This window comes from Lacrimispora amygdalina, from assembly GCF_900205965.1.
Lineage (GTDB): Bacteria > Bacillota > Clostridia > Lachnospirales > Lachnospiraceae > Lacrimispora > Lacrimispora amygdalina_A.
In genome coordinates this window covers 14,546-29,512 of the sequence record NZ_OAOF01000013.1, presented here as the reverse complement: position 1 = coordinate 29,512, position 14,967 = coordinate 14,546, and the positions used below count along the sequence as shown (strand labels likewise).

13 protein-coding genes and 2 tRNA genes are annotated in these 14,967 nt (G+C 42.7%); 11 read left to right on the top strand and 4 right to left on the bottom strand.

Annotated elements, in window-relative coordinates:
• The first annotated feature begins 26 nt into the window (after positions 1 to 26).
• Positions 27 to 108, top strand: a tRNA-Tyr gene (locus tag CRO04_RS16705).
• Between the two features lie 55 nt (positions 109 to 163).
• On the opposite strand, the gene nox is transcribed toward CRO04_RS16705, so the two are convergent.
• A complete protein-coding gene (gene nox / locus CRO04_RS16700) occupies positions 164 to 1,498 on the bottom strand; it encodes a H2O-forming NADH oxidase (protein ID WP_097005383.1) in 1,335 nt (444 codons plus the stop codon).
• Positions 1,499 to 1,679: 181 nt separating this feature from the next.
• Between nox and CRO04_RS16695 the strand changes: the two genes are divergently transcribed.
• Positions 1,680 to 1,765: transfer RNA gene (locus CRO04_RS16695), tRNA-Leu, on the top strand.
• A gap of 120 nt (positions 1,766 to 1,885) precedes the next feature.
• Here the strand turns inward: CRO04_RS16695 and CRO04_RS16690 are convergent.
• Positions 1,886 to 2,665 (bottom strand): IclR family transcriptional regulator, encoded by a 780-nt coding sequence (locus tag CRO04_RS16690; RefSeq protein WP_097005382.1) that lies wholly within the window; start codon positions 2,663 to 2,665, stop codon positions 1,886 to 1,888.
• Positions 2,666 to 2,990: 325 nt separating this feature from the next.
• Between CRO04_RS16690 and ilvD the strand changes: the two genes are divergently transcribed.
• From ilvD to CRO04_RS16670, 5 genes are all read left to right on the top strand, one after another.
• Positions 2,991 to 4,676 carry a dihydroxy-acid dehydratase gene (gene ilvD, locus CRO04_RS26615; RefSeq protein WP_207654465.1) on the top strand — a complete coding sequence of 562 codons (1,686 nt, stop codon included), beginning with the start codon at positions 2,991 to 2,993 and terminating at the stop codon, positions 4,674 to 4,676.
• Between the two features lie 12 nt (positions 4,677 to 4,688).
• A complete protein-coding gene (locus CRO04_RS26610) occupies positions 4,689 to 5,948 on the top strand; it encodes a GntP family permease (RefSeq protein WP_207654464.1) in 1,260 nt (419 codons plus the stop codon).
• A gap of 22 nt (positions 5,949 to 5,970) precedes the next feature.
• Complete coding sequence (locus tag CRO04_RS16680) at positions 5,971 to 6,876, top strand: dihydrodipicolinate synthase family protein (protein ID WP_097005495.1); 906 nt, start codon at positions 5,971 to 5,973, stop codon at positions 6,874 to 6,876.
• Between the two features lie 92 nt (positions 6,877 to 6,968).
• On the top strand, positions 6,969 to 7,400 hold the full coding sequence (locus CRO04_RS16675) for a MarR family winged helix-turn-helix transcriptional regulator (RefSeq protein WP_097005381.1): 432 nt from the start codon (positions 6,969 to 6,971) through the stop codon (positions 7,398 to 7,400).
• Positions 7,401 to 7,596: 196 nt separating this feature from the next.
• A complete protein-coding gene (locus CRO04_RS16670; RefSeq protein WP_166432595.1) occupies positions 7,597 to 8,217 on the top strand; it encodes an alpha/beta fold hydrolase in 621 nt (206 codons plus the stop codon).
• Here the strand turns inward: CRO04_RS16670 and CRO04_RS16665 are convergent.
• Positions 8,192 to 9,550 carry a HAMP domain-containing sensor histidine kinase gene (locus CRO04_RS16665; RefSeq protein ID WP_242974531.1) on the bottom strand — a complete coding sequence of 453 codons (1,359 nt, stop codon included), beginning with the start codon at positions 9,548 to 9,550 and terminating at the stop codon, positions 8,192 to 8,194. The genes CRO04_RS16670 and CRO04_RS16665 overlap by 26 nt on opposite strands.
• Positions 9,551 to 9,555: 5 nt before the next feature.
• Positions 9,556 to 10,275 (bottom strand): response regulator transcription factor, encoded by a 720-nt coding sequence (locus CRO04_RS16660; RefSeq protein ID WP_097005378.1) that lies wholly within the window; start codon positions 10,273 to 10,275, stop codon positions 9,556 to 9,558.
• A gap of 160 nt (positions 10,276 to 10,435) precedes the next feature.
• Between CRO04_RS16660 and CRO04_RS16655 the strand changes: the two genes are divergently transcribed.
• From CRO04_RS16655 to CRO04_RS16640, 4 genes are all read left to right on the top strand, one after another.
• Positions 10,436 to 11,350: an ABC transporter ATP-binding protein gene (locus CRO04_RS16655; protein WP_097005377.1), complete on the top strand. Its 915-nt coding sequence runs from the start codon at positions 10,436 to 10,438 to the stop codon at positions 11,348 to 11,350.
• The gene (locus CRO04_RS16650) at positions 11,350 to 12,099 is read left to right on the top strand and encodes an ABC transporter permease (RefSeq protein WP_097005376.1); all 750 of its coding nucleotides are present in this window, start codon (positions 11,350 to 11,352) and stop codon (positions 12,097 to 12,099) included. Before CRO04_RS16655 ends, CRO04_RS16650 begins: the two co-directional genes overlap by 1 nt.
• A gap of 4 nt (positions 12,100 to 12,103) precedes the next feature.
• Complete coding sequence (locus CRO04_RS16645; RefSeq protein ID WP_097005375.1) at positions 12,104 to 12,838, top strand: ABC transporter permease; 735 nt, start codon at positions 12,104 to 12,106, stop codon at positions 12,836 to 12,838.
• Positions 12,839 to 12,983: 145 nt separating this feature from the next.
• Positions 12,984 to 14,963: a methyl-accepting chemotaxis protein gene (locus CRO04_RS16640; RefSeq protein ID WP_097005374.1), complete on the top strand. Its 1,980-nt coding sequence runs from the start codon at positions 12,984 to 12,986 to the stop codon at positions 14,961 to 14,963.
• The last annotated feature ends 4 nt before the right edge of the window (positions 14,964 to 14,967 follow it).

Genomic DNA, 14,967 nt, shown 5'->3' with positions numbered 1-14,967 from the left:
ATAACACTCGCTTGATAATAAAGCATGGGTGGGTTCCCGAGCGGCCAAAGGGGGCAGACTGTAAATCTGTTGTCGACGACTTCGAAGGTTCGAATCCTTCTCCACCCATTTCATTTAAAAAGGCGGTGTGTTCCAATGAACACACCGCCTTTTTGGATACCAATTACTCAGCCTGTAGAGCTGCCATGGTAAAGTAATTATATGGCTGGTTGAAATGCGGAAGGAAAAAGATGTCTGTCAGCTTTAGCCGGTCTATGGTTACCTGTTCCTGAATCGCAAGAGAGAACATGTGGATTGCCATGGATATGTCATATTCGGAACACATCTGGGCACCCAGGATTACCCTTGATTTTTTATCGTAGACAATCCGGATTTTTACCTTATAATTATCATGTTCTATAAATGCAGGCTTCTGTGTATCCTCATAATCAGCAGCAGCGGCATCATATCCTAGCTTTTTGGCCTTTTCCAGAGTGATTCCGGTGGATACCATCTTAAGATTCCAGATGCAGATACCATTAGATCCCTGAACCCCATTGGACTCAAGTGGAGTGCCGCAGGCATTATGTGCTGCTACAATTCCAGAACGGACTGCGTTAGTAGCCAGAGCGATGTAATTGGTTCTCTGAATGGAGTTATCGAAGACGGTAGCACAGTCTCCGATTGCATAGACATCAGGAACACTTGTCTCCTGGTGCAGGTTAACCAGATAGGCTCCGTTCTTAAACAGCTTCAGGGTGTCTTTGCCCAGCTGGTTGTTGGGTTTAAACCCAATACCAAGTACAACCATGTCTGCTTCATATTCATTTTTATCCGTAATCACCTTTTCCACTTTTTGGCTGCCCTGAAGACTGGTTACTGTTTCTTTGAAGGCCAGTTTGATTCCATGGTTTTTTAAGTTTTCAGACATAACCTCAGTAAACTCAGGGTCATAATAACTGGACAGGCAGGTATTCATATTATCAATCAGAGTAACCGTCTTTCCGATTCTGTTAAATGCCTCAGCCAGTTCCACACCAATGTATCCCGCACCGACAACTACCACATTGCGGATCATGGGGTCGTGAAGTTTATCAATGACTTCTTTGGCATTTTGATATAATTTAACATATTGAACATTGGCCAGGTCAGTACCTTCAATATTCGGTGTAATAGGAAGGGAACCAGAGGCAAGAATCAGCTTGTCATAAGGCTGTTCATAGCTTTGTCCGTCTTTTCCTGTAGCGGATACCAGCTTTTTCTCAAAATCAACATGATTTACTTTTGTCTCTAAATAAACTTTTGCTCCTTTTTGCTCAAAAATTTCTTTGCTGCAGTAAAACAGTCCATCCGGTGATGTGATCTGATTGCCGATCCATAGAGCCATACCGCACCCTAAAAAACTGATATTATTATTGGAATCAAATATTATGACTTCTTTGTCTTTGTAATTATCAAGTATTGTGTTGATTGCAGCAGTACCTGCATGATTTGCCCCGATTACAACAATGCGTTCCATAAAATTACCTCCATAATTGTATTTTTTTTAATTATACCATATTGTTAAAATAAAAACAATTACTATTATCGATAAAGCGATATTTTTTTAAAATTAATGGGAGCGAAAATAGTTGACAAAAAAGGTGTCTTTTTGTATAATCGATATGTTGTTCGGTGCTGAGGCATTGACAGCATAAGTTGCCGGCGTGGCGGAACTGGCAGACGCACAGGACTTAAAATCCTGCGGGACTTACCTCCCGTACCGGTTCGATTCCGGTCGCCGGCATAGGAAAAGGCTGTTGTACTTTTGGGTACACAGCCTTTTTACATCCCAGAAATGATATTTGTTAAAAAGGAGGAGACGCATATTGTGCCCCCTCCTTTTATGATTGTAATGCTTAAACCATCAGGAAAGACTGCTTAAATCAATAAGATTACTTGAAAAAGCGGCTTCCAGTGTTGCTTTGGATTCTTTTAGAAGGTTAATGACAAAATTCAGCTTTTCTTCTGAATAACGATATGAGGGAATAGAGACACTTAGAGCAGCAATAATCCTTTCTTTGTTACACAGGGAAACTCCGACGCAGTGGACATCAGGGGTTGATTCTTCATGTTCAAGGGCAAATCCACGTTTTTTAGTCTCTTCCAATTCTGCTAATAAACGGGGCCACTGGGTAATGGTATAAGGCGTAAATCCCGTTAAACCATCAGGGTATAATGCATAAATTTTGTCTGGTTCCATATCTGCTAAAATAGCCCGTCCAATTGCAGTACAGTAGAGAGGAAGTTGCTTGCCGACATACGACACCAGCCGGATCGGCTGGGACGAATCTTCTTTTGCAATATAGAGGAGATTGCTTCTGCTTTGAATTCCTAATTGGCACGTCTCATTGCTTTCTGCTACGATATGTCTCATCTCAGTCTTGATAAATTCCAATGCGTCAATGTGGTTTGTATATGAGGATCCTACGGAAAAAGCCGCGATTCCAATAAAATATTTGAAGTTTTCCGGATTCATATAGATGAATTTTCTTGTAGTCATGGTATGTACCAGAGGCATAATGCTGCTCTTTGGAGCATTTAAAGATTTTGATAATTCTGTTAATGTCATCCCATTTCCATTAGTTGACAGTAGTTCAAGTATATCCAGAACCCGTTCTGTGGGCCGATGTTCATTCGAAGGCATATGTGACACCTCATTCATTCAGATTTATATCTATTATATCAAAGAGCAGGATAGAATTCTATAGGATTCATTTGTGAATACTGCATAAAAAGTACAAATAAAGTATGTCACATCAGACGAAAACAAATCTATTATCTTATCTATATTGACATTATGAAAGGTTAGTGCTATTGTTTAGCTTATAAATACTTATATGCGTACTAGGTACGTATATAAGTACGAAAATAAATGAAAAGAAAGGAGATGTAAATGATTTGTTTGGGGGAAGGCTGTCAGAAGCTGTCGGCAGGTGAGTAAATTAACTAATGTATAAAAGGAGAAGGATATGATGGAAAGAAGCGGAAAAATTCTAAATGGATTACAAAATCAATACTATCGTGCTACATACAAATCAATGGGATTTACTACGGAAGACTTAAAACGCCCGATGATCGGAATTGCCAATGCCTGGAGTGAATGTGTACCCGGACATTTTAACCTGCGCCAGGTGGCACAGCGTGTGAAGGATGGAATTTACCGTGCAGGTGGAACTCCGGTGGAATTCGGAGTGATCGGCGGATGTGATGGAATGGGACAAGGTCATGATGGGATGCACTACATACTTCCGTCAAGAGAAATTATAGCCAATTCAATTGAATCCATGGCTCAGATTAATCTTTTTGATGGGATTGTGCTTCTCGGCTCCTGCGATAAAATTGTTCCGGGTATGTTAATGGCGGCAGCCAGACTGGATATTCCCTGTATTTTACTGCCAGGTGGCCCCATGGAGGGAGGTATTGAATTCGATGGCCGTAAATCAGATCAGACCTCCAGTACAGAGGCTTATGGAATGCTGTCAGCAAATAAGATCACAGAAAAGGAATACACCTCATTGGAGAACTTAGCCTGCCCTACCTGCGGCTCCTGCGCTTATCTGGGAACGGCAAATACCATGTGTTCCCTTTCTGAGGCACTTGGGATGACGCTTCCGGATGGAGGAATTATTCCGGCTGCCAGTGCAGCACGTCTTGCTATCGCGGAAGATACTGGTATAAAAATTATGGAACTGGTGGAAAAAAACATTACAGCCCGCCAGATTATAACCAAGGAAAGCATGAGAAATGCGATTAAAATATGCCTTGCCATGAGTGGAAGCACCAACGCTGTCATGCATCTGACTGCAATTGCTCATGAGGCAGAACTGGATATGAATGTTCTGGAAGAATTTGACCAGTTATCAAGAGTAACCCCTCAATTGGCAAAAATCAATCCGGCTTCCGAATATAATATGGTAGACTTTTACCGTGCCGGGGGTGTATCCAGACTGCTGGAAGAGATGCAGCCCATTATCTGTGCAGATGAAATGACTGTAACGGCTCATAGTGTGATGGATAATATAAAAACTCACATTTATCAGTATCCGGAGGATAGCAGGGTAATAAAAACCATGTCGGATCCGTTTGGATATCAGGGAGGCGTGGCAGTACTTCGTGGCAATCTGGCACCGGATTCCGGAATTACAAAGCCTGGGGCATTTGATGAAAGTCTTCACCATTTTACAGGAGAAGCCATTTGCTTTGATTCAGAAGAGGAGGCAGAAGAAGCGATCCTTAATGGTGTAATCCGGGATGGACATGTGGTTGTAATCCGGTATGAAGGTCCTAAGGGAGGACCTGGAATGCGTGAAATGTACAAAGCAATGAAATATTTATACGGGCGGGGGTTATCTAAAACAACCGCGTTAATTACGGATGGACGTTTCAGTGGAACCAATAATGGATGCTTTGTGGGACACATCTCACCAGAGGCCGCAGAAGGCGGAGCAATTGCCATTGTAAAAAATGGAGACAGAATTGAAATTGATGTGGAAAAACGGAGTATTAATCTGCTGGTCAGTGAGGAAGAAATCGAAAACCGGTTAAAAGAGTGGAAACGTCCGGAACCCAAGTTTAAACGGGGCTATCTGGGATTATATTGTAAGATTGCTGCCTCTGGTTCTGAGGGTGCAATTATGCAATATGACAAGCTGTAAGGAGGTCCTGAAATGAATATTTCTGCATTTGGCGCAATCCTTGCTCTTATAATTGCGATTATTCTGATACTGAAAAAGGTGGAGCCGACTTATGCCATGATTTTTGGAGCTATTTTTGGCGGGCTATTGGGCGGAGCAGGATTAGCCGGAACAGTAAGCTGTATGATTACAGGGGTTCAGGGAATTGTATCTGCAATTGTTAGAATTGTAACAGCAGGTATATTAGCCGGAGTATTGATTGAGAGCGGTGCTGCAGCACGTATCGCAGAAGCTATTATTAGTAAAATGGGGAGCAGGCGTTCCCTGATTGCCATCATGCTTGCAACGTGGTGCCTGACAGCAGTAGGAGTATTTGGCGATGTGGCAGTCATCACAGTGGCTCCCATTGCGATTCAGCTGGCAAAGAGGTCTGGTTTTAAAAAACTTGGGATTTTAATGGCTCTTATCGGTGGCGTGAAAGCAGGAAATGTAATGAGTCCCAATCCCAATGCGATTGCGGCTTCTGAGGCCTTTGGCATACCTCTGACGTCCACTATGATGGCTGGAATTGTACCGGCAATTGCTGCTCTGATCGCAACAACCCTTCTTTCCAGGGCATTAATACATAAGGGGTCAGATTTTGATGGGATGGAAGAGGCTGTTCAGGAAAGTGAACTGCCTGGTCTCGCCGGAGCGGTGGCAGGACCGGCAGTCACTATTTGCCTTCTGCTGTTAAGACCGCTATGCGGGATTACAGTAGATCCTCTGATTGCGCTTCCAGTAGGAGGAATTTCCGGTATCCTTGCCATGAAAAAGGGCAGACATATCTGCTTTTATTTTACTTCCGGATTAAAAAAGATGAGCGGAGTTGCTATGCTTTTAATAGGAACTGGAACACTGGCAGGTATTATTTCCAACTCTAATTTAAAGGATGTTATCATTCAGGGAATTGAACTGGCAGGGCTTCCGGGATTTTTGCTGGCACCCATATCCGGTATTTTAATGGGAGCAGCCACTGCATCTTCCACAGCGGGAACAACTCTCGCAAGTCAGATATTTGGGCCTACGGTAATGATGGGAGGAATATCTGCAATAGCGGCGGCGGTTATGACGCATACAGGAAGTTTTGTTTTTGACGGTTTACCACATGGTTCATTTTTCCATGTAAGCGCAGGGGCGCTGAATATGGATATTCGGGAGAGACTGAAATTAATTGTGTATGAAGCCTTAAACGGATTGTTCATGGTGGTTATTGCGGTATTAGTCTACGGCGTAATGAGGATTGCAGGATAAATACCTGAGAAAGGATAAAAAAATGTATAAAATTATTACTCCGGTAGTAACTGTTTTTGACAGGGATGAAAAACCGGATTATGAGGCAAATAAAAAGGTTATCGATTTTTTGGTACAAGGAGGAGTGGACGGGATCCTGGTATTGGGATCCACTGGAGAATTTACAGGACTTTCCCAAAAAGAAAAATCTGATTTCTTCCATTTTTATGCAGAATATACAAACCAGCGTGTGGAATTATATGCAGGTACGGGAAGCACTAATTTTAAGGAGACGGTAGAACTCTCCAATGAAATTTATTCTATGGGTTACGTGGCTCCTATGGTAATCGGACCATATTACTATGGACTTGACCAGGAGAAGCTGTTCATATTTTATGATACACTGGCTAAATCCTTAAGCGGTGATTTATATGTTTATAATTTTCCGGCAAGAACAGGACATTCCATTGCCCCGGAAACAATAAAAAAGCTTTTACAGGAAAATAAGAATATTGCAGGATTAAAGGACTCTGTCACAGAGCCAAACCATACAAATCTGATCTGCCGGGCGGCTGATGGACATCCGTTTTTATCTTATTCCGGATTTGATGATCAGTTTCTTTACAATATTTCTTCCGGAGGGAATGGCTGTATCGGAGGATTATCAAATATAGTGCCTGAAATCTGGAGCGATCTGGTGGCAGCAGCTAATAGAAAAGACTTTGAACGTTCTATTAAGCTGGAGAATCTGATCCACCAATTGATGCCTCTATACGATATGGATTCCAATTTTTCACTTTTGTTTAAAAAGCTGATGATAAAAAGAGGGGTAGAGATTTCTCCTCAGGCAATTTTCCCGTTTAATCAGATAAATGAAGAGACTTATTGCAGGGCAGCGGAATTAATGGATCGAGTAATAGCCCAGTACAAGAATTTGGTAAGAGTATAGCCCCAAAAAGAAAGCTGGCAAAATGCTGGCTTTTCTTTTTGTATTACCAAATTTGACTTGACATTAATTTTATATAAAACTATTATATAACCATGAGAGAACAAGATATTATTTCATTACTATCTAAAATCAGGGATCAGGCTAATAAATTTATAACCAATAAAATGGTGGACTATGGTGTTTACGAGCTGGCGCCCTCCCATGGTGATATTATTTTCACATTACTCAGTACTGAAAAGATTGCTATGAAGGATCTGGCAGGCTCAATTAAAAAAGACAAGTCTACTGTAACCGTGCTTGTGGAAAAGCTGGTTCGCCTTGGATATGTGAAAAAGGAACGGGATGTGGCAGATAACCGGATTACATACCTGTCCCTTACACAAAAGGGACAGGATTTAAAGCCTATGTTTGACGATATTTCAAAGAATTTATTTGAAACAGTATATCAAAACATACCAAAAGAGGAACGTATGGCACTGATGCAGTCCCTGGAAAAAATAAACCAGAATTTTAATAATAATTGAAAAGAATAAGATTCAGCAGAGGCTTCTGTGAGAAATCATATTTTTATATAGAAATAGTTTTATATAAAACTAATTAGAAGGAGAAAGACATGAAAAAGATTTTTAGAGAAACAGCCAGATTAAGCAAAGCAGAGTTATTTTATTATGATACAAAAATCCAGACGGGTATTACACGTTTGATGAAATGGGAGAAGATGTGGTGGAGCTGATGGACAGGATTGGAATAAAACAGGCAATTCTTATGGGACATTCCATGGGGGGAGGTATCGTGGGTTATATTGCCTCAAAATATCCCGATAAGGTCCTGGCAGCAGCGATTCTTGACAAAACGGCAAAAGGACCGGAAAGACATATTCCGGTTTTGTCAAGTCAGGTGAAAGAGTACGATGCTTTTACAAAAGAATGGAATGAAGTTTTTGACACGAGAAGAGAAGCTTTGGAGTGTATAAAGAGGGCATCGGCCTCTGAACTGGAAACAGAGTATTTTGTCAACAGTTTATATGAGGATGAATCAGGATATCGCTTTTTATTTTCAAAGAAGGCTTTGGCAGCTTACAGGGCTAATGTATATGATTGGATGGATCTGCTTCCCCAGATATTCTGCAAAACGCTTCTTATAAAGTCGGCAGGAGAAGGGGCGGTAACAAGTCAGGATTTTTTGGATATGAAAGTCTGCTTAAAGGATGCCATTGCTTATACCATGAGCAATACCGATCATAATGTTCATTTGGCAGATAAACCAGAGTTTTATCACATATTCGACCAGTTTTTAAGTTACATTCATCAGGAATTTATAATGGCAAGACAGGCAGAGTGAGAATAACACGGCACCCGCCGCCAGCAGGGTTGGAAAAAGAGGCGGTGCCACCGTGAACATTTATAATCTGCCGTACAATGGTAAGTCCAAGCCCGTGATTGTCAAGTTCCATGGGTTCCAGTGGCTGATTAAGCCGTTCCAGAGTCTGAGGGGGAAAACCGGAACCATTATCTGTAACAGACAAAAGAGCAGTTTTGGAGCCACTGGAAATCCGGATTTTAATATCACAGCCATCTGGATTATGTTTCATGCTGTTTATAATTAAGTTGGTAATGGCCCGGCGGATCAGCTGGCTGTCACCATTTATAATAATGTTCTGTGCATTCTCATCTATTAAGATATCCAAAGTATGTTTGTCTGAAATTCTGCTGTTTAATACATCAGCCGCGAGACTGCGTATCAGAGGCGTAAGGTGGATTTCTTCTTTACGTATGGGCTGCATGTCATATTCCAGCTTAGAAGCCAGATTCAGATCATTGATTAATGCTTTTATTTTCTGACACTGGCTGCGGATAATGACAGCAAGCTCCTGCTGTTCTCTGGTGAGTGCTTTATCTTCTTCCATCTGGCCGGCATATCCCATTATTACGGAGAGCGGTGTGCGGATGTCGTGTGAAATTCCAGCAATCCATGTGGTACGTGCATTATCCCGTTTATTTAATGCAGTCTCCTGGCGAATCAGCTGGGCTGATGCATGGTTTATACCTGAAGCCAGATCGCCAAGAATACCCTGGGAAGGTAGTGACACCGGTTTCATTTGGGCTAGATCTTCAATACCCGTGGTCAGTTTTTTTAAGGAGAGAAACAGCCGGAGACCAAAGAGAAGTGCAAGTATTACAGCAGTAACAAGATTTAAAATTAAGAACAGCGGTACCCAGAACCGGGAGTTGTCCATTGTTTTCATTGGAAGCTCTAAACCAATTTTCCACATGCTGTTTTTTGGATCACCAACTACAAAAAGTCCGTTCCTGTACTGCCATACCTTTACCGGATAATCCCTTAAATACCAGCGGGACAATCCTGCCACATCAGTAAGGGTATAGGTCAGGGGTACATCCGATGGGAGATTTCTGTTCCAAATGACTGAACCTTTCCCGTCGATCAGCATAGCCCATTGCTGATGCTGGTCAAGCTCTGTGGCAATCGGATCAGAGAGGGAAAATTTACCATTAGACAAAGTAAGACCATCTGCCATCTGATTAATTGTATAGTTTTTTCCGTATTCCCTGGCAGACTGAAACAGCCATGCAGCTAGAACGGTGAAATTAATGATAAGCAGGAAAATCGCAACTGCTGCGGCAGAAAGTACATATCTGGATAAAATTTTAATCATGGTTTTCAAGACAATGTCACCCCCACCAGTTTATAGCCCAGTCCCCGGACTGTTATCAGATACATAGGGTCGGAAGGTTCCGGCTCTATTTTTTCGCGCAGACGCCGGATATGGACCATCAGTGTGTTTTCGTATCCGTAGAGAGGGTCCCCCCACGCTGCAAGGCACAGACTGTCTCCTGTCACTATTTTTTCTTTGTTTTCAAACAGTTTTTCAAGGAGTGCAAACTCCTTTGCTGTGAGAGTAAAGATTCCTTTGGCAGAATTGACGGTTCCGCTGTTAAAATCTATCCGGGTCTCTCCCAGATAAAAGACTGCTTTTTCTTTCGGATTTAAAACAGCAGGAAAATAGGTGCGGTTTAATACGGCATGAAGACGCAGGATCAGTTCTCGTGGCAGAAAAGGCTTGGTAATGTAATCATCTGCACCCAGGCCCAGACCCAGAAGCCGGTTTTCATCCTCATCTCTGGCGGAAAGAAACAAAACGGGTGCGGCGGAAATGGTTCGGAATTCCCGCATCAGGGTAAAGCCGTCACCGTCAGGAAGGGATACGTCAAGTAATACGCCATCTGGTTTCTCAGAAGTAAACATAAACCGTGCATGACTGCAGTCTGCTGCAAAAATAATTTTTTTAAAACCGTTTTGTTTTAATATATTGCCAACCATTTTTCGAAGCTCCGGTTCATCGTCAACAAGAAGGAGTTTACAGTCAAAGATATCGTTCATGGCGTTGGTTCCTTTCCGTCCGTTTTGTTATCATTATAACCGAAATGCCGGGATTTTGGACGAAAAAGTAAATGTTTAAGGTAAATGTAAGGTGGCTTACAGGCTGATGTAAGGCAGCTTTGTTAGAATGAGACCATAAAAGGAAAGGAGATGAAAAAGTATGACAAATATAATTACTACCAATGGTCTCAGCAAACAATATGGATCAGCCATGGGAGTAAAGGATTTAGACCTGGCAGTACCTGAAGGGGTAATTTACGGATTTCTCGGTCCCAATGGAGCCGGAAAATCTACCACAATGAAGATGATACTGGGGCTTGCAAAACCCACCTGCGGGACCATTACCGTGTTTGATAAACAGGTGAACAGCAAAAACCGGCTTGCCATTTTAAAAGAAACGGGATCACTTATTGAATCACCAAGTTACTATGCACACCTTACAGGAGAAGAAAATTTAAAAATAATCAGCACCTTAAAAGAGCTGCCGGATCATGAAGCTGACCGTGTGTTAAAGCTGGTACGCCTGGAAAATCAAAAGAATAAAAAGGTGGGCCAGTATTCGCTGGGAATGAAGCAGAGGCTGGGCCTTGCCGCCGCACTGTTAGGGAATCCGAAGCTCCTTGTTTTAGATGAACCGACCAACGGACTGGATCCTGCCGGTATCCAGGAGATACGGGAGCTGATTTGTTCGCTGCCTCATTCTTTTGGTATGACAGTCATGGTATCCAGTCACTTATTAAGCGAAATTGACCAGATGGCTGATCATATTGGTGTGATCAGCAGAGGAGAACTGGTTTTTCAGGACCGGCTGTCTGTGCTTCATGACAGAAGTGACAGTTGTATTGCAATTCGTACTCTGAATAATGAAGCGGCCAGAAATGTATTAAGCAGCCAGGGGATTTCCTGTCAGGAAGAAGAGGGATTTTTGCTGATTCCCAGACTTCCGGACCGAAAGCTGGCGGAATATTTTCTGCAGTTTTTAAAGAATGAGATTGGTGTTGTCCGGATAGAAGAACGGAAAAAAACGCTGGAGGATATATTTTTGGAATTAACGGGAATGGCGGTGAATCTTTAATGAAGGAAATATGCCTTGAATTCTATAAAATACGAAGGAGAAAAATCTGGGTTACGATTGTTGCGCTGCTTGGAATACAGTGCCTGTGGGCGTTATGGGCATTTCGGGATATGAATGCCAAAGAACTGTCACAGGGGTATATGCAGTGTTTGTATCATTTTTCTGTTTTCAATACGATTTTGATGCCAATGATAGCTGCAATAACAGCTTCCAGAATCTGTGATCTGGAGCATAAGGGACAGACCTTTAAGCTGCTGCTGACGACTATGCCGGCAGGTATCCTGTTTGATGCAAAGTTTATCTGTGCCTCCCTTTATATGGCGGCAGCAGGCGCAGCCCAGACCTTATTTATTATTATTCTTGGGAAAACGGCGGGATTTACGGAACCATTTCCGCCGGGTTACCTGGTTTATTATCTGATTACAACGGTTACGGTGACTATTACCATTTTAGCGCTCCAACAGGTGGTTTCTATATTATTTTCCAATCAGATGATTCCGTTGATCGTTGGAATTACGGGAAGCTTTGCAGGTCTTTTTTCCCTTTTTCTGCCGCCTGGCATACAGAAAGGAATTTTATGGAGTTACTATGGGGTTTTGACACCGGTAAAGATGAATTGGGACTTTCAGACTAAAATTGCAGATCTGCAGTATATTCCGGTTGACTGGAGCGGTTTTCTGCTGCTTCTGGGACTGCTTGCGGCAATTTATCTGACAGGACGCTGGTGTTTTACCAGAAAGGAGCGGTAAGTTTATGTTATGGAATGTACTTCGTGGGGAACGTATGAAGTTAAGACGCAGCCCGGTATGGCTGGCTTTTCTTATTCTTCCTGTTCTCCCTGCTTTTATGGGGACATTTAATTATCTCCAGAATATTGAAATACTGGAGGATGGGTGGTACAGTCTCTGGACCCAGCATACACTGTTCACCTGTTATTTCTTTTTGCCTGCTACAATTGCTGTTTACTGCTCTTATCTTTTCCGGCTGGAGCACACCAATCATAACTGGAATCGTGTCATGACGCTTCCTGTTCCTGAACTTCATTTATATCTGGCAAAACTAATTACGGCATCTGCCATGGTGGTGCTGACTCAGATATGGGTAGGGATTTTGTTTATACTTTCCGGAATATTATCGGGACTTTCGGATCCGGTTCCGCCGGAGCTTTTTGAATGGCTTTTGTTTGGGACAATGGGAGGAGTTGTTATCTGCAGTGTCCAGCTTTTGCTTTCCCTGATTATCCGGAGCTTTGCGGTACCGGTAGGAATTGCAATAGCGGGGGGAATTCTGGGGATTGCAGCTCTTTCCAAAGGTCTGGGAGCTTTCTATCCCTATACACTGTTAAGTCTGGGAATGAGGGCCAACAGTCCGGGAGGTCCGATGGCATGCAGTAAGGAACAATTTCTGGCCGGCTGTCTGTTTTATCTGGCAGCATCAACAGCGGTAGCTTTTATCTGGCTGAGGAAGAAAGATGTCGTGTCTGTTTAGAAAGGAATTAATTGTGTAAACAATAGGTAAAAATTGTAAAATATTGGTAAAACGTCTATACTTATCAGAATACTATCCGTTATAATGATCCTGTCTCTTTCCATAATGGAATAGAGCCATACGTTTATATCGGAGGACAGCAGGAATGAAGAGACGTAAGACAGCTGGAATTAAAAGAGAACTGATCTTATTTACCATGGGTTGTATTATTTTTATTGTTTTTATTTTGTCTGCGGGATCTGTTTATCTTTCTTATGATTTAAATCGCAGAACTCTAAATAAGTGTTTAAAAGAGACGTCGGAACTGGTGTCGGAGAAAATTACCCAGCAATTAAAAGAGTATTCTGTGATTGCAGAATCCATTGCGCTGTATCAGAAGGGAAATGCGGCACGGGGCGGAAATATCGGGCTGTTTTTGAATATGTCCAGCTCCCAGTATGGCTTAAACCGGATTGATATTCTTTCCAAGGATGGAGTATCTATTGTAAACGGAGATTCCTATAGTCAGGATGCGGCATTTTTAAAGGCGGAAGAAGGAAAGCCTTCCTTATCAGATCCAATTATAAAAGAAGGTAAAATCTCTTACGAATATATTTATCCCTATGGAGACATTGTTGTAGTCCTGGAATTTCCATACGCTGTATTTGATGAAATTATAAAAGATACCAAACTGGGGAATACGGGAAGTACGTATATGATAAACCGGGATGGCAGGAAAATGGCTCATGAAGATTTTTCTCTTGTTTTGGCCGGACAAAATGATATTGAAGATGCAAAAAAGAATCCAGGAGCATATGCAGAGGCGGCCAGCCTGGAGCGCTCTATGATAAAGGGTGAGGCTGGTTTCCGGTTTTTCCGGATAAACGGAAAGAAAAAAATCGGGGCATATACTCCTATAGCAGATACGGATGGCTGGTCTGTAAATGTGACAGCTATGGAGTCGGAATTTATGTCAGGGGTGACAGTCTCTATTCTGGGGTCCCTGGTTCTTGGTATTGTTTCCATGATACTTGCGGGTCTGGCAATGCTTCATATTGCCAACAGAATTACAAAGCCGATCGGACAGGCGGCAGAGGCAATTGAACGGCTGTCAGGAGGTGATTTAAATCTGGAATTGTCCATTCGCAGAAGTGATGAAATAGGCCAGATCGTACAGAAGGTCAATGAGATGGCAGGGAAATATAAAGAAATCATATCGGACATATCCCGGTTTCTGTATGAAATATCCTGTGGAAATTTACAGGCGGAAAGCGGCTGTGAGTATCCTGGTGAATTTAATGGAATCCGGACTTCCATGGAAGCGATTGCATATCGGCTCAGAGAGACGCTTCTGCGCATTAAGGCATCCGCATATGAGGTGACGGAAGGCTCCGGGCAGGTCTGGGATGGGGCTCAGGAGCTTGCAAAAAGATCTGCGGAGCAGTCCGGTGCCATAGAGGAGCTGCAGACATCCATAGCAGGTGTCTTTAAACAGTCCGTGAAAAATGCAGAGTATGTGAAGAAAGCGTCTGCTTATGTAATAGAATCCGGAAAGAAAGTGGAAGAAGGAAATTTACATATGCACAGCTTAAATCAGGCAATGGAAGAGGTCGACTTAACTTCCAGAAAAATCAGCGGCATTACAAAGCTGATTGAAGATATCGCATTTCAGACTAACATACTGGCTTTAAATGCAGCAGTGGAGGCAGGACGGGCTGGGGCAGCAGGAAAAGGCTTCGGAGTTGTTGCAGACGAGGTCCGTAATCTGGCTGCGAAATCTGCAGATGCAGCTAAGGAAACAAAGGGGTTAGTGGAGCAGTCCGTCCACGCGGTTTCAAAGGGCAGGAGTCTGGCGGTAAATACCGGACGGGTCCTGAAAGAAATAGCTGGACAGGCCGGGATGACAGAAGAAGTAATCAGGGAGATAGAAAACTCCTCCATGGAACAGGTACAGGTGATGGAACAGATCAATCAGAGCCTTTTAACTGTGTCAGAAGCAGTTCAGTCCAATATGGAGACAGCGAGGGAAAGTTCCGGCTCCAGTGAACGGCTGGCGGGGCAGGCGCAGGCTCTTCAGACGGAGGTGTCTCATTTCCGGGTAAATAAAGAAGAAAAACAGATTGATTCAGACCAGGAAGAGGTCTGATTCA

Bases quoted from the DNA above. Each gene is read 5' to 3' on its own strand.
- nox (WP_097005383.1), bottom strand. From the start codon at position 1,498: ATGGAACGCATTGTTGTAATCGGGGCAAATCATGCAGGTACTGCTGCA.
- CRO04_RS16690 (WP_097005382.1), bottom strand. From the start codon at position 2,665: ATGCCTTCGAATGAACATCGGCCCACAGAACGGGTTCTGGATATACTT.
- ilvD (WP_207654465.1), top strand. From the start codon at position 2,991: ATGATGGAAAGAAGCGGAAAAATTCTAAATGGATTACAAAATCAATAC.
- CRO04_RS26610 (WP_207654464.1), top strand. From the start codon at position 4,689: ATGAATATTTCTGCATTTGGCGCAATCCTTGCTCTTATAATTGCGATT.
- CRO04_RS16680 (WP_097005495.1), top strand. From the start codon at position 5,971: ATGTATAAAATTATTACTCCGGTAGTAACTGTTTTTGACAGGGATGAA.
- CRO04_RS16675 (WP_097005381.1), top strand. From the start codon at position 6,969: ATGAGAGAACAAGATATTATTTCATTACTATCTAAAATCAGGGATCAG.
- CRO04_RS16665 (WP_242974531.1), bottom strand. From the start codon at position 9,550: ATGATTAAAATTTTATCCAGATATGTACTTTCTGCCGCAGCAGTTGCG.
- CRO04_RS16660 (WP_097005378.1), bottom strand. From the start codon at position 10,275: ATGAACGATATCTTTGACTGTAAACTCCTTCTTGTTGACGATGAACCG.
- CRO04_RS16655 (WP_097005377.1), top strand. From the start codon at position 10,436: ATGACAAATATAATTACTACCAATGGTCTCAGCAAACAATATGGATCA.
- CRO04_RS16650 (WP_097005376.1), top strand. From the start codon at position 11,350: ATGAAGGAAATATGCCTTGAATTCTATAAAATACGAAGGAGAAAAATC.
- CRO04_RS16645 (WP_097005375.1), top strand. From the start codon at position 12,104: ATGTTATGGAATGTACTTCGTGGGGAACGTATGAAGTTAAGACGCAGC.
- CRO04_RS16640 (WP_097005374.1), top strand. From the start codon at position 12,984: ATGAAGAGACGTAAGACAGCTGGAATTAAAAGAGAACTGATCTTATTT.